General features: G+C 41.2%; 14 protein-coding genes and 1 other RNA gene. 3 read left to right on the top strand and 12 right to left on the bottom strand.

The window, feature by feature from the left end; translation table 11 throughout:
• Positions 1–14: 14 nt before the first annotated feature.
• Positions 15–1,433, top strand: a complete 1,419-nt coding sequence (locus JFU56_RS03070) for a discoidin domain-containing protein (protein WP_242065825.1) — start codon at positions 15–17, stop codon at positions 1,431–1,433.
• 140 nt (positions 1,434–1,573) lie between these two features.
• Here the strand turns inward: JFU56_RS03070 and JFU56_RS03080 are convergent, their stop codons facing one another.
• Entirely contained in the window at positions 1,574–2,683 is a 1,110-nt protein-coding gene (locus tag JFU56_RS03080) for a site-2 protease family protein (protein ID WP_198435799.1), read from the bottom strand.
• 497 nt (positions 2,684–3,180) lie between these two features.
• On the opposite strand from JFU56_RS03080, the gene JFU56_RS03085 reads away from it, so the two are divergent.
• A complete protein-coding gene (locus tag JFU56_RS03085) occupies positions 3,181–4,812 on the top strand; it encodes a methyl-accepting chemotaxis protein (protein ID WP_198435800.1) in 1,632 nt (543 codons plus the stop codon).
• Between the two features lie 389 nt (positions 4,813–5,201).
• Here the strand turns inward: JFU56_RS03085 and JFU56_RS03090 are convergent, their stop codons facing one another.
• The 3 genes from JFU56_RS03090 to JFU56_RS03100 form a co-directional block, all read right to left on the bottom strand.
• Positions 5,202–6,704, bottom strand: coding sequence for an ABC transporter substrate-binding protein (locus JFU56_RS03090; protein WP_198435801.1), 1,503 nt, complete (start codon positions 6,702–6,704; stop codon positions 5,202–5,204).
• Positions 6,685–7,725, bottom strand: a complete 1,041-nt coding sequence (locus JFU56_RS03095) for a Gfo/Idh/MocA family protein (RefSeq protein WP_198435802.1) — start codon at positions 7,723–7,725, stop codon at positions 6,685–6,687. The genes JFU56_RS03090 and JFU56_RS03095 overlap by 20 nt, the downstream gene beginning before the upstream one ends.
• Positions 7,726–8,147: 422 nt before the next feature.
• The gene (locus tag JFU56_RS03100) at positions 8,148–8,813 is read right to left on the bottom strand and encodes a glutathione binding-like protein (protein ID WP_198435803.1); all 666 of its coding nucleotides are present in this window, start codon (positions 8,811–8,813) and stop codon (positions 8,148–8,150) included.
• 184 nt (positions 8,814–8,997) lie between these two features.
• On the opposite strand from JFU56_RS03100, the gene JFU56_RS03105 reads away from it, so the two are divergent.
• Positions 8,998–9,900, top strand: a complete 903-nt coding sequence (locus JFU56_RS03105; RefSeq protein ID WP_198435804.1) for a LysR family transcriptional regulator — start codon at positions 8,998–9,000, stop codon at positions 9,898–9,900.
• A gap of 193 nt (positions 9,901–10,093) precedes the next feature.
• On the opposite strand, the gene ffs is transcribed toward JFU56_RS03105, so the two are convergent.
• The 8 genes from ffs to JFU56_RS03145 all read right to left on the bottom strand — a co-directional run bounded on the left by ffs (position 10,094) and on the right by JFU56_RS03145 (position 20,441).
• Positions 10,094–10,190, bottom strand: an RNA gene (ffs, locus tag JFU56_RS03110) — signal recognition particle sRNA small type.
• 141 nt (positions 10,191–10,331) lie between these two features.
• Positions 10,332–12,218 (bottom strand): GGDEF and EAL domain-containing protein, encoded by a 1,887-nt coding sequence (locus JFU56_RS03115; protein WP_198435805.1) that lies wholly within the window; start codon positions 12,216–12,218, stop codon positions 10,332–10,334.
• Positions 12,219–12,421: 203 nt separating this feature from the next.
• The gene (locus JFU56_RS03120) at positions 12,422–14,023 is read right to left on the bottom strand and encodes an AMP-binding protein (protein WP_198435806.1); all 1,602 of its coding nucleotides are present in this window, start codon (positions 14,021–14,023) and stop codon (positions 12,422–12,424) included.
• The gene (gene menC / locus JFU56_RS03125) at positions 14,016–15,167 is read right to left on the bottom strand and encodes an o-succinylbenzoate synthase (RefSeq protein ID WP_198435807.1); all 1,152 of its coding nucleotides are present in this window, start codon (positions 15,165–15,167) and stop codon (positions 14,016–14,018) included. The genes JFU56_RS03120 and menC overlap by 8 nt, the downstream gene beginning before the upstream one ends.
• 60 nt (positions 15,168–15,227) lie before the next feature.
• Positions 15,228–16,094 carry a 1,4-dihydroxy-2-naphthoyl-CoA synthase gene (menB, locus tag JFU56_RS03130; protein ID WP_198435808.1) on the bottom strand — a complete coding sequence of 289 codons (867 nt, stop codon included), beginning with the start codon at positions 16,092–16,094 and terminating at the stop codon, positions 15,228–15,230.
• Positions 16,095–16,172: 78 nt separating this feature from the next.
• Complete coding sequence (menH, locus tag JFU56_RS03135) at positions 16,173–17,084, bottom strand: 2-succinyl-6-hydroxy-2,4-cyclohexadiene-1-carboxylate synthase (protein WP_198435809.1); 912 nt, start codon at positions 17,082–17,084, stop codon at positions 16,173–16,175.
• Positions 17,068–18,990: a 2-succinyl-5-enolpyruvyl-6-hydroxy-3-cyclohexene-1-carboxylic-acid synthase gene (gene menD, locus JFU56_RS03140; protein WP_198435810.1), complete on the bottom strand. Its 1,923-nt coding sequence runs from the start codon at positions 18,988–18,990 to the stop codon at positions 17,068–17,070. Before menD ends, menH begins: the two co-directional genes overlap by 17 nt.
• Entirely contained in the window at positions 18,987–20,441 is a 1,455-nt protein-coding gene (locus tag JFU56_RS03145) for an isochorismate synthase MenF (protein WP_198435811.1), read from the bottom strand. The genes menD and JFU56_RS03145 overlap by 4 nt, the downstream gene beginning before the upstream one ends.
• Positions 20,442–20,531: the final 90 nt, after the last annotated feature.

Consider the following 20,531-nt stretch of genomic DNA (forward strand, 5'->3'; position numbering starts at 1 on the left):
GATAGGATGGACTCATGCAAAAATGGAATTTTAAAAAACATAAATTAGCTATTACATTATTGGCGTTAAGTGCTTCACCAATGGCGATTTCAGCGCCTGATACAAATTTGACAGTGGTGTCTGGAAAAGAAACCGCAACAGCCAGTAGTTATGCCTGGATATATACTGACAGTTATCGCGCATACCCAGAAATGGCTGAGTTTGCATTTGACAATATTGCACACAAATATTCACAAGATCATGAATTGAATACCTATTGGCGTCCAAGCCAACAATCTAATGAATGGTTAATGCAGACACTTGCGAAACCAGAGATAGTGACAACATATTCTATTCAAGGGGAAAGTAATGAGATGTACCCTGAGAATTGGCAGTTACAGGGTAGTCAAGATGGACAATCTTGGATAACGCTTGATGAACAAAAGGATATGGAATTTTCTTCTCGGGAGACTAAAACGTTTAATATTTCTGAAGATAGCCAATCCGATTACAGCTATTACCGTTTCTACTTTCCTAATAACGTCAAACCGATTGCAATCACAGAAGTAAAGCTGATGTCTCAAGGTGATGATGTCGAATTGCCTAAACCTGAAGATAGTCGGATCATGATTAATAAAAATGATGATTTTATTAACGTGCAATTAAGTGCTGACGAATATCAAACTTGGAATAGCCAGAGAATTAATGGCAATGACCATGCCAAAAACCTAACAAAAGAAATACTCTCTCAGTTCAACGATGACTTTGATTTTATCATGTACGTTATGAATAACGAAAGACCACCGCAAGGTATGCCATTTGGTGAGTTTTCTTTTGTGAAAAATGACATCAAAGGGTTAGGTTTAAATCAGTTCGACAGTAGTGTCGATTTCGGCGCGAAAGGCAAACTTCAAGGCATATTTACACTTTATGGCTCAATGAATCAACAAAGTGTATTGAAAGCGCTACACCTTGATGCGTCTTTACATGAAATGTTTCATCGTTGGGGTAACTGGATCCTTGAGCAATCTTATTATTCTCATTGGGACAATGTGAAGGGTGCGCTAACCAACGAGAGTGAATTCGCACCTATCGAGCTTTACCTTATGGGGTTAATTAGTTCTCCAGATGGGCAAGATAAAGATGTTTGGGATATGGATAGTGAAACCGTCTATAACATGTGGAAAAGCAACCCTAAATTTGAGGCCATCACGCCATCATCAGGGACGACGCAAACCTCATTCAGAGCCTTAGTGGTACTGTTAACCGAGAAAGACAAACCACTTAATGACCAGATGAGAGAAAAACTAAGCGCCAATATTGCTAACTTTGCCAGAACCGATGGTAAGCACAAAATTTACAATGGTGGCGACCTTTCAAGTCGAAATTTTTGGCATGCCACAGACGGTAGAGCAAGCATCAACCTTGTTGATATAAAAGATGCTAAACAATAAATAGCAATAATAAAGAGCACTGAACAAAGGCCGTAAACCAAAGTCCTGTTCACTTTTATTTAATCAACAATCTCTGATTACGTTTGTCTGCAAGTACATTCAGGCAAACGTAACCGAGCGGTAAGTAGCAACGTCAATAACTAGCTTTGTAATATCATCAATGGCATAGCAAGTAACTCATCGCCCATGCCAGCAAAGTACCAAATCACGCCAATCAACGCGCCTACTGTTGTTACATACCAGATAGCAGAAAATAGCTGTCCGTATTTATCCAAGGGTAATAGATGGCTCTGATGACGGCCACGCCATTCAAATATGATCTCGACACTACCAATTAACAGCATGAAACCAAGCAAGGCTAGCCCTAAGCTATAACTAATAAATATCCCTGCCACAGCACCTGCGATACAAGCCACCAACCCAACGATACTGTTCATCGAAAAGCTAATACTTTTAAGGATGTGACCACCGTCGAGCGGTAAAATAGGTAATAAATTAAACAGGTTCAGCAAGGCGTTAAAACTCGCCAACCCAGCAAAGAATATCTCCCCTGTTGCCCAGTAAGCGACAAGTGATAACAGCGACATGAGTAAACCAAAAGTCGGCCCCATAATCGAGATCACAACATCTTGCCAACGAGTATTAATCTTGTCATCGCCTAATGCTAACCCGCCCATAAATGGGATCAGGTAAATACCTTTGGTCTTCATGCCAAAGTATTTCATCGCTTTCACATGACCGTACTCATGGAATACTAAGCAAGCGATTAAAGCCAGAGCGAATTCCCATGAAAATAACCATGAATAAGCAGCTAGACTCGCGCCAGCCAATACAACCTTGATAACCTTAGCACTTTTTAATAACTTAAGCGCCAACGAACCTAAGCCAATCAAGCTAAACTTTTTCTTTACGGCAACCGGATGTTGTGGGGTTTGTCGTTCAATATCTTTGGTGTCGCGCTGACCTTCGTTAATAAGCTGTTCGTTCACATACAGCGCATAGTCTATTTTAAACGGTTGCCAGAGCAGATCAGTGGCGAGCTTGACGATAATGTTCGCAGGCGGCTGCGACTCTAGAGCCTCATCGTTATGTTGCATGAGTTCAAATTCGTGGGTTTTACTGCCCTCGTTATCACTAGAGGCGTTGATTACTGAAACGAGTTCGTCGCCCCAAAATACTTGTTGCCAGCCCGCTAACGAGCCTTCTAACCGTAGCGATTTGCCAAGGCAGTCAATGTTTAATAATTCCAAGTTAAGCCTTTGTATTTATGCGGCGGTGATGCCGAGTAAATAGAATTTAAGTTACTGCCGTGACAGCATGTTTGTCGATGGCAGAGTATAACAAAAACTCACTTAGATCCCAATAAGGCCAGGTGTCTTAACACCAAGTATTGATACCACGAAAAAAGTCGATTTAGGGATATTTTTGTTCACCTATACCTATACCTATACCTATACCTATACCTATACCTATACCTATACCTATAGTAGTGGAAAAATAAACTTCAAAAGCGGTTAATAATTAGAGCTTAAAATCTAAGAAAATAAAATTATATCGTTTAGCATATATCTAAAGGAATAAAAATTTAATATAGCGGACCAAATAACTAGCCAGTATTGAGTGTTTTTTTCAAATGAAGATAACTTGATTCATTTTTGTTAATAACATGGGATAGACTAAAATCAGCCGATGATTAAGGTGAGGCGACGATATAGCAACTCGTATCCCAATTATTTATGGAGTGATAATGAAAAGTATTTCAATGAAATTACTGAGTGTTCCTTTATTTTTTAGTCTTATTCTTGTTCTCGTTCAAGTTAATTCTTTATCTTCATCAGCAAAGATCATGAACTCTTTTAATCATGTTTATGTAGACCGAGTGATCCCTCTTTCTTCACTAAAATCTGTTTCTGATTTATATGCTGTTAATATTATTGATTCAGCGAATAAATTTCATTTAGGTATATTAGATGCTGACGAATTTTATAACAATGCGAATTCATCGCTCGAAGCTGCCCGTAATATTTATAATGAATACCTTAAAACTGAACTGACGGCAGATGAGAAAAGCCTCGCAGATATACTCGATAATAAGATTTTAGCGCTCGAAGCTAGTTTACCAAAGCTATTTTCTCTGCATCAACGTGGAGAAATAGAAAATGCTGAACTGATAATAGAACTGTATCGATTAATTGATAGTTTAGGCGAAGAACTCACTGATTTGATTAATTTACAGTTGGATGTTGCCAAGAGTGAATTAGATTTCAGTTATGAATATTTAAGTGATACTGAATTTTTCAATTGGTGTGTCATTGTCATTTCTAGTATCGCAGCCTTCTTATTCTCTAGTTTCATGATGCGCAGAGAGTTGCAGTACCTGAGATATATTATTGATTGGATCCGTGAATTATCTAATGGCTCTGTTAGTCAAAATGTGATCCCAAAATCAAATAATGAGCTTGATGAAATATCCGCATCTCTTGGGCTATTTAGTGGCAAGTTAAAGCGTTTCGTCAATGATAATCATGTTTTAATGCTTGGATTAGGCAATAACCAATCAAAATTAACAGGTATTATAGATACTAGCCAAGCCAATGCTCAGAACGAAATTTCATTTGTTGATCAAGTCGCAGTAGCTGCAACAGAGCTATCTTCAACGGCCGATAGTGTTGCTCAAAATGCAGCGGCGGCAGAAAGCGCGGCGACATCGGCAATGGAAGTTATCTCTATAAGCTCTGAGACATTAAAACGCTCTGAAAATATTGCAGAACAAATTAACAGTTCCGTTCATAGTACGACGACTATTGTTAAAGATTTAAGAAGCCACTCCGAAAAGATTAGCTCTGTCGTTGAAGTCATTAACAACATCTCAGGGCAAACAAACCTTTTAGCATTAAATGCTGCTATTGAGGCAGCCAGAGCTGGCGAGCATGGACGAGGTTTTGCAGTCGTGGCGGATGAAGTGAGAGCCTTAGCCGCTAAAACCCAACAATCAACAATTGACATCCAAAATATTATTACCCAGCTACAAGATCAATCGTTAATGGCTGATGAGTCAATGAATAAAAATGTTGTATTGATAGATGAATCACTATCTATCTCTCAAGAGCTTACTGAAGCCTTTAAATCAATTTCTGATAAAGTATCAAGTATCTCGGATGTCAATGCACTGGTTGCGACGGCATCAGAAGAACAGAGTGCAGTTACGCAGGATATTTCGAAACAGCTCGAAGATATCAATTTACTTGTACAGGAAAATTTAAAGGGAATTGAACAAACGAGCTCTTCCAATGAGGATATTTCAGAATTAACTAAAAAATTAAATGACGAGCTGTCTTTTTTCAAGATTAATGATAAAGATAGTTTAGGTATTAGCTAACACATTATCCGGAGCTTCTCACATTGTGCTCCGGTGTCGTTGACCGCTATATACAGAACTATAACTACAGAAGTCAGAAACGCAAAAAGTGTAGTTTGAAGCATAAATTGTCACAATAAAATGTGTAGACAGTTTATGCTTCATTTCATGCCGTAAACTTATTAACTTTAGGCTGTTGTTATTTACGAAAACTGTAATGACCAAAAGGTAAACCCATACCTCCAAACACAGAATTGGACATTTTCGAGTTAGAGTATTTAGTTAATTCGATAAGTGTCTGATTAAAGTAAGTATTGTTATAACGCAACAATACTTCGTTGAACACTGATATTACAAAGCCAATTACACTCTAAATCACAAACTCCGGATGTAATTAGCTCGGAATTTAGCTAGGTAATTTGATTTGAATCTAATGAAATCCATATTTTATTTAATTCACTCCAGCCATACCCATTTACTTGAGCTCCATTAATTTTTTCAGATAACTCTAGTACAAAAGGTTCATGTTTTAACTCTTTTAGTACGTTTTGCTTACTCAGCCAAGAGAGCAGTGCGACTAATGAGTCACCTGCTTTATTGAAGTCTCTTTCGTGTCTAATTGACATGAGAGATGAGTCTAAAGCTTTCAGTATTCCAACATCCAATTCATGATTTGCAAAGGGGTACTGTAAGAAAAAACTTAACCAAGCACTAAATGAATCACTTTCTTCAATAAGACTACAAATAGTTACTTGTTCAGATTTACTGTAGTCCCCATAATCCACTAAAATGCCTTGATCATTGTTAGTGGATATTTTGCTAAAAAGTTTTTTACATTCAGCTGTATCTTCAAAAGTGATATGACGTTTTGTGCTCGACTTGTTGGGGTTTTGGATGACTAAAAAGGAGGCGCATTTGTCACTTTTAGTGGTAACCGTATTATCTGGTACTTGAAGGCAGATCTGATTTTGTGCACACGCTTTGTCCTGTGCCCATTCGGGATAAACCCACAGCTCAACCCTGTCGAGAATAGCAGCTTCGCGTGAATAGTATTCATTACGAGTCAATCTCAGCATTTTAGAAGAGAATACTTCCAATGAAAAAGCCCCCGAGCCAATAAGCCGTGTGGTCGTCGAGGTTATCTTAAATATGGATGACTCTGCCCGAGCAAGTAACCTGGGTAGATGCCAATCTGTCTGATTCAATTTAATTTCCAACTGATCATCGGAACAAGCGTTCACTTCTATAATATGAGCATACACTGAATGCCAATATTCATTTTGGATCAATCGATTTAAGCAATTAGCAACATCTTTTGCGTTGAGCATACTGCCATCATGAAAGCGAACCCCTCTACGAATTTGGAATTGCCATGTTGTGGCATCCTGATTAGCAAACCAGTGATAAGCGAGATCGCCAACGAGGCTTCCTTTCTCTAGTGATGTCAGACATTGGCAAATCTGGGTAACCAAAAAGCGTTCTGTACGCCGCTTGACCATTTGGGGTTTTAGTTCTTCTAATTCTCGATGAAAAGGCATGTACGCAATTCGGCGATTTGAGTTACTGGCGTTATTTAAATATGATTGAAACTCTCGTCCTGCATCTCTACCGCCAAAACTAAGGATACTAAGTAACTGATCTAAATTCCCTTCATCAGCTAAACTTCTCGCAGAACCATAACAAGCATCAATGGGCTCTACTTGGCAAGTCAGCAGCGCTTTTTTACTTCTTCCTGAACTTGCCTGCCATTGGATCCAACCAACACTGACTAAATTTTTTAGTATGGTTTGGACATGTCGTTCAGTGACATGCAGCAGCGCCGCTATCTGGCTTATCTGACAAGCTGATACTCCGGGACCAAAGGTTTGAAAGATTTGTTCGTAAATTTCGAGTTTACGTTTTAGGTTTGCCATTAAGTGCTTTCCAGCCCCCACGTTGCGTTAGATACCCATATCCAGCATTAATTAATCCGTGTTCAATTATTGATTGAACCTGCGCTGTGACTTCTGGCAATAGAATGTCAGATTCAGTTTTATTTTCAAGTACAAGCTGTGAAAAGTGGTCGACTTCAAATTCAAAACCATTACCTGCGACTGGATGGTTAATGGTGAACTTTTCTCCTTGATATTCGATATCAATAACACTGGGATTCCACCATTTCTCTCGAATGGTAATGATTAACTGATCACCACGTAATATAGCGACTCGTGGTAAATTATTTACAATTGAAGCGGATATTTTTCCGTTAATCTGACCTGCAAAAGTAAAACAAGCATCGGTATCAACGTGTGATTTAGCAATCGACGTTGACATGTAAACTGTGGGCTCAGAGACATTGGCCCCTAGCGATTTGCATAGATCACAATATAACCAAAGCCCATAAACACCCACGTCGAGCGTTGCGCCACCCGATAAGTTTGGATTAAATATGAATAACTCATGATCATATTCATGCTCATTACCAAAACTCGCTTCAATTGAAGTCAGTTGGAGATTGTGTGTGATCAGGTAGTTCTTCAGTTCTTGGTAAGCTGGAAATGTAACTGTTTTCATCGCTTCCAATAACATTACGCTATGTTTTTTTGCTAGCGCTTTCATTGATAACCAATCTTGTAGGTTGGTGAACGCTGGTTTCTCAACAAAAACATGCTTGTTATGGGTTAAAAATAGTTCAACTAAAGGGTAATGAAATGGGTGTACTGTGGCAATATATACCGCATCTACATTCGGGTCTGCTGCCATATGCTCATAACGGCCATAACTCACATCGGAGTTAAACTCTTCAGCAAATAGTGTTGCACGATCTAAGTCTCTTGCCGCAACCGCATATAACTCGCCATATTGACTATGATTGTTCAACGCTGTCGCAAATCGTTTAGCAATGTTGCCTAAGCCTGCTATTCCCCATTTAACTATTTTCTCTCTATTAACCATTATTTTCTCACTATTTTACTTGGAGTTAAGAGTGTATAGGTAAAAGTATTCGTTAAATATGGAACAGATAATGGAACTTGTTCATGATTTAGGGACGAACTAAATCGAATTCTATTGAATAGCCCACACCATATAGCAAATTCGATGAGTGGCAGGGTAAGGTCAAACTCAAATTACTATATCTTATGTATAACAAAACCTATGGTAAATCGGTATAAACACATTTTGAGTGAGTAACAGCTCTAAGCCAAAACGGAGCAGAAACGGCTTAGCACTAAAGTTCCCAATAGATTGTTAAGAAAAAGGGAAAGTGCAGGCTGTAGTCACGAACCTGACTTTAACCATAAGATCAACATTAAGCGATTTGCATAGGAATGAACCCACTGCAATGCCAAGATTGTTAATTTGTTAGATCTACGTTGTTATTTACCCATTTCATTAAACCCATATACATCAAAACCCCTTATTGTTGCAGGTCTTGCGCTACATCGTTTAACCCAAGATATAACATGTGTAAATGATTCTAGCTCAAGCTGTTCCGATGCTTTATAAAACATATCCAGCCAAATAACCCACGGAAAAATAGCGATATCAGCGATACTATATTCATCAGCAACAATATAGGTTCGACCTTGTAATCTTTCATCTAAAATAAATAGCAGACGCTTGGTTTCAGTTTCAAACCTTGCTTCAGGATAAGGATGGTCGCACTTTTCTTTACTATAAGTATGGAAATGACCAAAAGCACCAAACATTGGCCCTACAGCACTTGCTTGAAAGAAAAGCCACTGTATCACTTCGCATCTTGCTGCTGGATTCTGTGGTATTAGCTTTCCTGATTTCTCAGCCAGGTAGAGTAAAATGGCACCCGACTCCATAATCGGAATAGCTTGCCCACACGGTCCATCAGTATCAATGATTGCAGGGATCTTACCGTTAGGGTTTATCTTGAGAAAGTCTTCACTAAACTGCTCACCCTTTAAAATATCAACGGTGTGAGCATCATAACTCATGCCTATTTCTTCCAGCGCAATTGGAATTTTAATACCATTAGGAGAACCCAATGAATAAAGTTGTATCTTCGACATCTTAACTTTCCCTTTCAGCTTGCTTGAGTTTAATTATTTTTCAGTCTACTTTCGGTTTTTATCTGTATATGCTTAGCCAGTCATGACTCCGCAGATAAGTTGCAAGCATTGTATATAACTGCAATATTTCTTAGAATGCCCACTCAATGTGAATCAGTATTGCGCCTGGCGCAAAGGTCTAGGTATGTTAGCTTTAATCCGTGTGTTTATACAAACAGTCGACTCTGGCAGTTTTACTAAGGCTGGCGCAGCACTTAGCATGGCACCGTCCTCCATTGCTCGTAACATTGATAATTTGGAAAGTGAACTTGGCGTTACGCTGTTCAAACGTAGCACACGTCAGTTGTTATTGACTGCGGATGGACAGCTGTTTTTAGAAGGCGCTGTAAAGCTTTTAGCTGAAGCTGACGAACTAATGGCATCAATGCATCAGATGAACGTAGAGCCAGAAGGTGTTCTTAGGATCTCTGCATTTGAAAGCTTTGGCAGACAGTATATATCCCCACTCCTACCTGAATTTTTACAACGTCACCCAAAAGTTAAAATTGAAATCAATTTAGACAATAAACTGATTGATTTAAACAGTGAGAATGTAGACATAGGCATACGTATTGGCATCCCTTCTGATTCTGGTTTACGCGCTAGGATGCTATTGAAAAACCACACACAACTCTACGCGTCCCCTAACTATCTAGCTAAAAATGGCACACCAAATAAACCTGAAGATCTTGTAAATCACAACTGCCTTCTCCTCGACACCGACAGGCAAAGGACTTACTGGTATTTTCATAAGAATAAACAGAATTTAAAAATTCCAGTTCGAGGTAACCTAAGCTCTAAAGGGGGCACACCTTTACTTGAGGCAGCTGTACATGGTGGTGGTATTGTGCAAATGTCCAGTTGGATGATGACGAACCTAATCAAGGAAGGTAAAGTTGTTGTATGTCTACCTGATTGGCAGTCGTCTTTACAGGAAGGTTCCAGTGGCGATATTTACGCGGCTTACCATGGTAGTAAGTATCCCAGACCAGCGCTACGTGCCTTTATCGATTTTTTAACTGATAAAATAAAAGATGGCAGTATGTAAGGGATAAATGATTTAAGTATCTTGTTAGCGAGCGCTTGCAAGATTTGCTTAATAACAAATACAGAACTATAACCATAGAGAGTAATAAATTAAGAAAGAGTAAGACTAGGATGTTCGATAAGAGATTGATTTACTACTGATTTAAAAAAGCAGAACGTCAGAAACGAGAAAAGCACAACACTTTTGAAGGATACCCTACAAGCCTCACTCCGGCACTTGAGTTCTCTGCTGCGGTTGCTTCCTTCCGGACCTGGCCGAGTTCACAGAGTATCAATGCGGAGGGACCCATAAGGCACCCATCAAATGTGTTGTGCTTGACAACGAGTGAATTATTAACTATTCACCGATTCTTTGCAACCGTTTATAGCAGTTTTATTCACTATAAACATCGTTTGCACATTATCCAACCAAGTCGATCAATTCCAGCGCAATTAAATCGCTTGTCGGCTTAAGTACTGTGATGTAAACATCGTCGCTGGTACAGGCTTACCATACAGATAGCCCTGACCATAATCACAACCTTCATCAACAATGAACTGATGTTGCGCTGGCGTTTCCACACCTTCAGCCACTACTTGCAGGTTAAGTTTCTTCGCCATCGCAATAATCGCGCGCGCTAATTCTTTATCTTGCCCACATTCCATTGAATTCATAATGAAACTGCGATCTATCTTTAAGGTATCAAACGAATACTTCTGTAAATAACTTAAAGACGAATAACCGGTACCAAAATCATCTAACGAGATACTAACACCTAGCGATTTTAACCCCGCAAGGGATTTAGTCACCTTCTTCTCGTCTTGCAGTAGCACACCTTCGGTGATCTCAAGTTCTAACGCAGTACCCGGTAACTGATAATAAGCCAGCAGTTGCGCAACCCGAGACACTAAATTGTCGTCACGCAGCTGTACAGGCGAAATATTCACGGCGATACAGAAATCATCACCAAAACTATTACGCCACTGTGCAGCCTGTTTCATTGCCGTACGCAGCACAAAGTTACCTAATGCTAAGATTTGACCATTCTGCTCGGCTAAATTAATAAAGCGATCAGGCGCAACAGCCCCTAATATTGGATTACGCCAGCGTATCAATGCCTCAGCACCTAATACCCGCTGCGTTTTCACACATATCATCGGCTGATAATGTACTGACATTTCTTGCTTATCAAGCGCTTCCGCTAAATGCGATTCTAAATAATGACGCTCACCAATAACGGCGCTCAGCTCATCTGTAAAGAAATTATAATGACAGCCAGTGTCTTTGTTCGCCGTCATCGCCGCTTCTGCTTTTTCAACCAAGGAGATCCCTTGATCAGCTGGAGAATCGGCTAAGGCAATACCAAAACATAACTGGGTCGTGATGGTAAAGTCTTCTATCGCCAAAGCTAATTCAAAAGAATGGGTTAAACGTGCAATTAAATCGATGACTTGCTCGACAACATTTTCATCACGAACCACAATGGCGAATGCATCACCCCAGCAACGTGCGACTAAATACTCCGTGGTTAACTGCTGATGAATACGCTGACTGACTTCCAGTAATACTTTATCCCCTATCGCATAGCCATAACTGTTGTTAATGGATTTGAAATTACGGATACCAAGGTAAATAACTGCCAGTTCATTGTCATCATCCACACTTTCCAGCATGTCATCCATCTGATTAACTAATGAAAGCTGATTCGCAATACCGGTAAGGGCATCGTATTGTTGCTGATAAACGAGGGTTGATTCTAATGCTGAGCGGCTATCTTGTTCATGCAATAACGCTTGATTAGATAAGCTCAGTGCCATTGATTTTTTAGACAGTAGCGTCTGTAATTTACGATTGGCGTGAAGTAATTCCGCTTTTTCGTAAAGCATAGTGAGATCAGCAATCATCGACTGCTGAAAACGCGTAATCAATAATTTGCAGTGCGGGGTAAATTCACGAGCTTGGGCATCTAAAACACAGAGTGTGCCAAAGGCTTGATCGTTTGGCCAAGTAAGCGGTAAACCGTAATACGCCATAATGTCAGCGCTAACATTTTCGTCTAAAAACCAGCTAAAATCGAGTGCTGCGTCTTCGATAACGAGCTCGGCACGGTTGTAAATAACCTGTGCACAATAACAACTCAATTGCTTTGATTCTGACAACAACGGAGATACCACATTGGCAGCGTCGTTCGACGAGAATATTCGCACATCACTATGGTGAACGCGCATAATTAATGCTGCTGGTAAATTCATAATGCCAGCGATCAACTCTACAGTTTGTTGCCAACCACGGAACATAGACTCCGGGATCTCAATAACCTGAGTATTAATATTAAGCATACTACGTCTCTGTTAATTACACCGAACTACATGACACCCTGCTAAATTACTTGTACTAAATAAAATTGACTTAATTAAATAGTAACGTGATGTCGATGTCGCTATTCATCTGATGAATAAGGAAGATTCTGTATACTACAAGAAAACAAAGCCAACACCAAGTTAGATTTATAACAAGCAATAATAATTATCATTTAACTCAACTATTTGGACAAACTTGCGATCCATAGTTGAACAGATGCCCTATTTAACTTGATGCCGCTCACAATTATATTATTTGGCAAAGTATAATAATTAAGCGGCCACATAAATTTAGCCAGCTTATATTGTAAGTAGTTATTCATTTCACATACCGATATATGCGCCATCGCATCAATAACAGCAATAGGACGATGACCAAATTCGGCATCTTCACGGGGAAATACCAACGCCTGATTAATTAACGGATGCGAAAGTAAAATACGCTCAATGTGCTCGGGGTGAATGTTTTCTCCACCAGAAATAAACATGTTATCACTGCGCCCGAGAATGAATAATTCTTCAGACGATTTATTCGGCGCTGAATCAAACCTTTTATTAAATAAAGTATCAGCTAATTCACTCGACGATTTATCAAATACTGCATTCTCACATTTTATCTCACCAAGATCGCCAGTGATTAACCAACCATGCTCATCAGTCATGCTGCGTAATATGCCACGATAGTAATAACCAATGCCCAAACTTGCACCACGCACCTTGATACTTTGACCGTCAATTTCTAACGAACGATGAGCTAATAACATGCCGACACCAGCGCTACTATCTGCATGTTTAGCGGTAACAGTAGAGGCCATTTCTGTCATGCCGTATCCAGACCAACATTCAATACCCAGAGACTTGGCTTTACCGGTTAAAACGACAGGGATAACCGCACCACCTAACAAGATCCGTTTCAGGCGAGGAGCGCTTTGAGCTTGCTCTTTATCCTTATCTGCATCGAGCTCGTGAAGATAGCGCTTTAATTGCGTTGGTACTAAAGACGCATGAGTAACGGTTGATAGTTGCTCGACTATATTAGCCGTAGCCGGTAACGCTAACTGTCCACCAGCAAATAACCAACGCCAGACAATAGCCAGTCCTGAAACATGAAATAACGGTAAGGACAATAACCAGCTATCTTGCGTAGTATAAACAAAGGATTGCAGTAACCCTGCAGCTGAATACAAATGGTTCTCGGCATTATGCGCCACGGCCTTGGCTTTACCGCTTGAACCTGACGTAAAGACAATACTCACGAGTCGCTGCGCTTGCCATTTAACATCTGACTGAGTATACATTCCTGTTGTAAAAGGTTCTGCGGCAAAAAAATCTACCGTTAAAGGTCTTTCAAGGTAAGTAATAACTAACTGTTTAGCGCCTTCATCCTGTAAATCAGCAAATACATTGAGCTCTGGTTCTGATAACCAAATGAACGTCGCCGCCAACGTTTCTAATTTGTCGTTTAACTGCTCACTACTTTGCTTGGGGTCGAGTATCACGCAGCAAGCCCCAAGTCGTAAGCTCGCTAAATACAACCACAGCACCGTCAAATTGTTAGTGCTTACAGCGGCGATTACATGCCCTTCCCGTACTCCTTGCTCAGTTAACTGTTTAGCATATTCGTTAACGAGTTCATTAACCTGCAACCAGGTAAAACGCAGCTCACCATATACCAAAGCGACTTGGTCAGGATTACTCTCGGCCCAATGTAGCCAAGGCCAATCGCTAAAATTAACGCCGTGGTTGCTGACAGCGAGGTCATTACTCATCATGTTGTTATTCATAAATAGTCACAGGTAGCTCTGATAATGGGAGTAAAGGTAAGCTGCAATTTGGCCAAGGTTGAACCAGCTGCTGTGTAAAGACATTGACGGTATCTAATCCAGGAGGAGTTTCTGGCGTAAGTGTTTGTGCCATATGCGCTAATTGCACTAAACCAAAGCTCGATTCTAAACTTGAACTGATCACAGCGGTTAATCCCTGTTGATGGGCATAGGCAATTAACTCGGCGCAATAACCCACCGTTCCCGTTAGCATAGGCTTGATAATAATAGCTTTGATAACAGGGGCTTTGATGACTACGGCTTTAACGATTGCATTAGATGGACTGTTTACCAAGGAAATAAGATCGAAAGCGCCCCGTCCTTGTTTCTTACGAACGGCATCACGCAGGCTTTCATCCCACGCAATGGCAATACCCGTTTGCTCGGAAAAGCGTAAACAATCACTCGGGGTATGACAAGGCTCTTCAATAAAATCGATACGTTGTCGATAATCTGCGGGGATTCGAGCTGCAAAAGCCAATGCTACGGCTAGTGACCAACGACGGTTTGCATCTAACCGCAACCGTAATTGTGGATACGTCTGTAGTAAGTGCCGAGCGACTTCACCATCGGAAGTGGCACCATCAGCTGTAGGTAACGAGGCAATTTTTAACTTACATAACCGACTTTTCAGTAACTGCTTATGTTTAGCGGTAATTATTCCAATATCAGTAGCCAATAATAACGCACTGCTAGCGTCATTATCATTACTACTGCGATGAATATTTTGCGGTGATCCATCTTCTAACTCCAACAGCGCCATACTAAAACCAAATGCTACCGAGGGATAACAATCGTTTAGTTCCACGATGCCTTCATCTAACCAGATTTTAATCACATTTTCTAGTTGTTGTTTTGCTTGTGCTGCTGTTTCTGTACTAAATCCAGGTAAAGGGGCTATTTCTCCACGCCCTACTTTACCGTAAGATAGTTCAGCACGCCCTCGCTCACCGAAAAATAGTTCACCACGGCATTGCGGCATTATTTCAGCTCCACGACTCAGCTCAAGTAACCAACCTTCACGTTCGGTGACAGACTGGCCACGTAATATCATGGCGCAGTCTAAAGGTAGCTTATAATGATATAGCTTAGCCTTACGTGGCATTAGTGATGCTCCATGTACTGATTAAGAGTACTTATAAAAAGTGCCGATTAAGAGCACTTATTAAGGATTACGCGGGAATTTATCGAAATCAGGACGACGTTTTTCATTAAAGGCATTACGGCCTTCCTGTCCTTCTTCTGTCATGTAAAACATCATCGTCGCGTTACCAGCTAATTCCTGTAAGCCAGCTTGACCATCACAATCCGCATTTAATGCTGCTTTTAAACAACGCAACGACATCGGGCTGTGCTGTAATACTTCACGACACCAACGCACTGTTTCACGTTCTAAATCAGCCAGTGGCACAACCGTATTCACTAAGCCCATATCAACCGCTTCTTGTGCATCATAGAAGCGACACAAGAACCAAATTTCACGTGCTTTCTTCTGACCGACAATACGTGCCATGTATGATGCGCCCCAACCACCGTCAAACGAACCGACTTTAGGGCCTGTTTGACCAAACTGTGCGTTGTCTGCTGCAATCGTTAAATCACACATCATGTGCAATACATGACCGCCACCGACAGCGTAACCAGCCACAGCTGCGATGACAGGTTTTGGACAAGTACGGATCTGGCGTTGGAAGTCCAATACGTTTAAGTGATGCATACCTTCGTCGTCTTTATAACCGCCGTAGTCGCCACGAATACTCTGATCGCCACCAGAACAGAAAGCATGTTCGCCAAGGCCTGTTAAGACAATAACGCCGATTTTTGAATCATAACGCGCATCAGCTAACGCTTGCATCATTTCGTTTACCGTTTGTGGACGGAACGCATTACGCACTTGTGGACGGGCAATGGTGATTTTTGCAATACCATCTAATGATTTATGAAAATGAATATCTTGATATCCACCTGTGCAATCTTGCCATTCAACATGTGCGTAAAGTTCTTCTTCGGTAATACCAACTGTTCTGCTCATAATAATTCCTGATATTTTTTATAATTAATTTTTATTAATAGTTATTTTGATTACCTATTAATAGTTAAATCGTTAATTTTAAGCCGCGCTCTGTTGTGCGTCTCTGTTCATCAATTTATTACTGGCCAAGCCATCACTGACTAACCCCCTAACCAATTCAGCAAATACAATCGGTTGGTCGGCATGGACGTTATGCCCTGCATCAGCGATAACATGATGCTCCAACTGGCTCGATTGCGTTAACTGCACAAATTTAGGGTCTAACTCACCGCATACCATCGACACTGGAAACGCCGCACTTTGTAATTTCGGCAATAAATAACCTTGTTTCGATAATGATGTGGCTGCCAGCATTTTACTTATCTGTTTACCGCCATTAAAACCGTTATAGTCAGCTTGAATTTCACTGCGCGTGGTAATCAGTGTGGTTCTTTGTGCATTAGTTAATGAAGCAAATACCCCTTGCTGATACCACTCGGGTAATACCTGCGTTAATGGTGATTCACTAAAACGTGTTGCCCAGGCTAAATCATGTAATCCACGTTGTAATTGTTCCGCGCTATTGTTTAGCCCCGGGTTACCACTTTCTAATAACATGCCTACAATTTTGTACGGCCAATTAGCGGCGCGATCGCTAGCAATGCTCATCGCAATACGCGCTCCTAACGAATAACCAACCAGGACGATATGCTCAAATTCATACTGCGCTAAAGTCGCTATAATGAGCTGCTGCACATGTTGAAAATCATTGACTGTCACGGCTTGACTGCCAGCATGACCCGGTAAATCAATACAGATACATTGATAATCAGATGATAAATGCGCGACGATTTTCTCCCAGTCTTGTGTTGAGCCCAACAAGCCATGTAAAAAGACTAACGTGGGTTTAATAGCATCACCTTCTGCAAGGTTGCAGGTTGATTCAATCGATTCAGAATAAAGCGGTAATTGCGTTTGTGTTTTAAACATCATGCTAGATAAATTTCGCATCTTTTACCTCGCTGAAAAATTGCTTCAGTTGCTTGGCCGCCGCCCCTGCCGGTGTCACTATCTCGACCAGTAAAGTACGGATATCACCGGTCACTTCAGCCATCGGATGTAACCGGTGATGAATAACAGACAGTGCGTCTGCTAAGCTCTGAGGTTGGGCATAATCTAAATCAAACATCGCAGCGGCATGGTTAAAGTTAAAGCCATGTGGCATACGATATAATTGTTCTTTTTGCTGCTCTGAAACAGCTAACATATCAAAGATCGCCCCACCGTCATTATTCAACACCACAATAACGCTTGGGTGCGTTGGCTTAGAGAATAACGCCAGTGAATTCAAATCATAGAGTAAAGAGGTGTCCCCGAGCAGGCAAAGTAGGCCCTGTTGCTGACCTTGTTGCACACCCGCAGCGGTTGCTAATAAACCATCGATACCCGATGCGCCACGGTTACTAAATACCGGCACATTGGGTAATGCAGCAAACATATCTAACAACCTGACAATGAGGCTATTACCGATAAATAAACTGGTCGATTTATTTGGTAAAGTCGTTGAGAAACATGTGTCTAACGTAGCGGCGAAACTAATCTCGGTTAACGTATCAATATGCTGAATTTCAATTAACTGTCGCACAGTCACACTAGCAACGGTGAGCACTCTTGCCCATTCATAACCGTCTACATCACTGTGCTGCACGCCTATGTCGGCAATGCTGTTAGTCACTAAACTTGTATTCAATACACCGTTTAGCTGAGCATTCAACTGACCACATTCAAACTGTGTCAGCCAATGCGCTATTGAGCTCACAAATTGCTTACAGCGCAGATGATAAGGATCTAATTGCCCTGCTTGTGGCGCAATCAACCAATAATCTTGCCAGTCGTGTTGCTCTATAAATTGCCCTAAACGTTTTGATACCAAACGGGCGCCAAACTGTACCAATATCTCGGCTTCAGCTAACTTATCCCGACAGGTTTTATTTTGCAGCCAAACATCATAATGCGACCAAGCACTGCACCCACCCGATTGCGGATCAACCAATACTGGCCAGCCCATCACACTAGCCCACTGTTTAATCGCTTGCATGTCAGCGGTATTCATCGCGCCAATAACCACCAACCCCTTACGATTTATGACTGGCATTGTCATCGACGTTTCCGAAGCAAGTGTCACGACATTTTTTTCATCATGTTTTGAATGATGTTTTGAATAATGTTCTGAATGATCGGCAACAGACAAACTTTGACCTAAATAATGAATACCCGGAGAATATATAGATAAATAGCCTTGTTGCTGCGCTTGCCAGTGACTTACTCCAGCAAGGTAGTCACTAAAATCAGCGTCGCCACCATAAATGGGTTCTGGATAAGGACAATTAATGTGTACAGTGCCACCCGCTTGCTGTTGCACGGCCAAGCTTTGATCTATGTTACTGAGCAACCACTGTGGACTAATACTCAAACTTGGACTCGGTAATAACAGTTCATGGCAAACGTGACTAGAGAATAGACCCGCTTGTTGAATAGCTTGATTTGCACCACAATTAACTTGCTCTAACGGACGGTCGGCGGTTAATAGCACCAACTTTTCTTTAGTTAATCCACTCTCAACCACAGCTGGCAATAAGTTCGCTACCGCGGTACCCGATGTGACAATCACAGCGACAGGCGCTTGTACTGATTTCGCTAACCCGAGCGCAAAGAAACCCAATCCACGTTCATCAAAGTGGCTGTGTAGGGTTAAATTATCATGTTCAGCTGCCGCCAATACCAAGGGCGTAGATCGCGAACCCGGTGCAACGCACACATGGCGCACACCTAAACGGCTCAGTTCTTCTAAAATTAAGCTCGCCCATAAACGGTTTAAAGGCGCTTGTATCTCTGCAAGCGATTGATTGCTCATCATGCGCGTTGTTGCTCCGAAGCAAATTGATTGGCGAGAACGTGCTTATGATCCTGCTTTTTATTGTAATTGTGATACGAATGCTCATCGTGATAATCGTTCGTATCAGGTTCAAGCAAGGTTAATAAAGTCGCAGTTTTACGCTCTAACTCTTGCCATTCGCTTTGTGGATCTGAGCCAGGCACAATACCAGCACCAGCAAATAACTGTAATTCACGTCCCAATACCCGCGCGCTACGAATAGCGACACAAAACTCACTGTGTTGTTGGCCGATATAGCCCAGCGCGCCACTGTACCAACCACGATCAAACGGTTCGTTATCGGCAATAAAAGTTAATGCTGGTTGACGGGGCAATCCAGCTATCGCAGCGGTTGGTTGTAGACTCGTAAGCAATTCTGCGTCATCAATGCCAGCCATTAACTGCCCGTCAATTTTGTGCTTCAGGTGCTGCACTTTACGTAATTTGATTAACTCAGGACACGTTGCAACTTGCAAGGTTTGGCAACGCGGTTGTAAACGCGATAGTAAATCATCTGTTACTAAACGGTTTTCGTAGCGGTTTTTTTTATCATTCAATAACCAATTGGCTAAGGCCCTGTCTTCAACGTCATCCAAACTGCGTGCAGCGGTTCCGGCAAGCGCTTCAGTATGCAAGTTATCAGTATCACGACTAAACAAACGTTCAGGCGTTGACCCAACAAAATAGTCATCGGCGTGAATGGCAAAAATAAAATGAAAACATTGCTGATTAACCTGACGGCTTTGTTGTAAAAACTGCGTTGCAGATAAAGGACGGTTTAACGTTAATACTGTTTTTCTCGCTAATACCACTTTGGCAAAATATTGCTCATCGATTGCGGTTAACGCTTTCGTAACCAAATGAGACCATTGTTTGAATTCAGGATAATGATGACGAGATTCAATCTTATAAGACTGTGGAAGTGGTATCGGCGCTGGTGCAATCAAACTCGCCAAACTGGCCAGTAACTGCGTTTTATCATAGCCCGTTTCTGGCATTACATGGTTGGCTACTGGTGCAACCGGTAAATTGACCGATAACTGCCATTGGTCTTGCTGACGGGTTAATTCTATTTGCGGTAAAAAGTAGTAATTACGGCCCGTATTGTCGGTATTACTAAGCGACTGGCTAGGCTCTTTATTAGATTCTTTACTAGAAAAGGCTTGCCCACCCCACATACGCTGTGGCTGGGTAAATAATGTTTTAGCAAGGCTAACATCATGACAATGAGAGCATTCTCCTAGCGCGACGACTTCTTCATCACCGTCTCGGGATTGCCAATAAAATTGCGGGAATAAAACTTGAGCACCAAGCCATTCGATAAGTTCAGTTGAATTTAAGGGCTGTAGATTAACAGAGATCCGAGTTTGCTCAGGTTGAGCCTGGATAACCTGTTGTTGTAATGATGTGATCGCGGCCGTTAGATTTAACAAATTGCCCCCTTAATAAACGACTACTTAAGGGATAATTTTAGCATAGATATAACAAAATCGAGCATTGACCTATACTTAGTGGGTAGGTAT

This window comes from Moritella sp. F3, from assembly GCF_015082335.1.
In the GTDB taxonomy this organism is placed as follows: Bacteria; Pseudomonadota; Gammaproteobacteria; order Enterobacterales; family Moritellaceae; genus Moritella.

Excerpts from the sequence above, each read along its gene's own strand:
- JFU56_RS03070 (WP_242065825.1), top strand. The coding sequence starts at position 15 with ATGCAAAAATGGAATTTTAAAAAACATAAATTAGCTATTACATTATTG.
- JFU56_RS03085 (WP_198435800.1), top strand. The coding sequence starts at position 3,181 with ATGAAAAGTATTTCAATGAAATTACTGAGTGTTCCTTTATTTTTTAGT.
- JFU56_RS03090 (WP_198435801.1), bottom strand. The coding sequence starts at position 6,704 with ATGGCAAACCTAAAACGTAAACTCGAAATTTACGAACAAATCTTTCAA.
- JFU56_RS03095 (WP_198435802.1), bottom strand. The coding sequence starts at position 7,725 with ATGGTTAATAGAGAGAAAATAGTTAAATGGGGAATAGCAGGCTTAGGC.
- JFU56_RS03100 (WP_198435803.1), bottom strand. The coding sequence starts at position 8,813 with ATGTCGAAGATACAACTTTATTCATTGGGTTCTCCTAATGGTATTAAA.
- JFU56_RS03105 (WP_198435804.1), top strand. The coding sequence starts at position 8,998 with ATGTTAGCTTTAATCCGTGTGTTTATACAAACAGTCGACTCTGGCAGT.
- JFU56_RS03115 (WP_198435805.1), bottom strand. The coding sequence starts at position 12,218 with ATGCTTAATATTAATACTCAGGTTATTGAGATCCCGGAGTCTATGTTC.
- JFU56_RS03120 (WP_198435806.1), bottom strand. The coding sequence starts at position 14,023 with ATGAATAACAACATGATGAGTAATGACCTCGCTGTCAGCAACCACGGC.
- menC (WP_198435807.1), bottom strand. The coding sequence starts at position 15,167 with ATGCCACGTAAGGCTAAGCTATATCATTATAAGCTACCTTTAGACTGC.
- menB (WP_198435808.1), bottom strand. The coding sequence starts at position 16,094 with ATGAGCAGAACAGTTGGTATTACCGAAGAAGAACTTTACGCACATGTT.
- menH (WP_198435809.1), bottom strand. The coding sequence starts at position 17,084 with ATGCGAAATTTATCTAGCATGATGTTTAAAACACAAACGCAATTACCG.
- menD (WP_198435810.1), bottom strand. The coding sequence starts at position 18,990 with ATGATGAGCAATCAATCGCTTGCAGAGATACAAGCGCCTTTAAACCGT.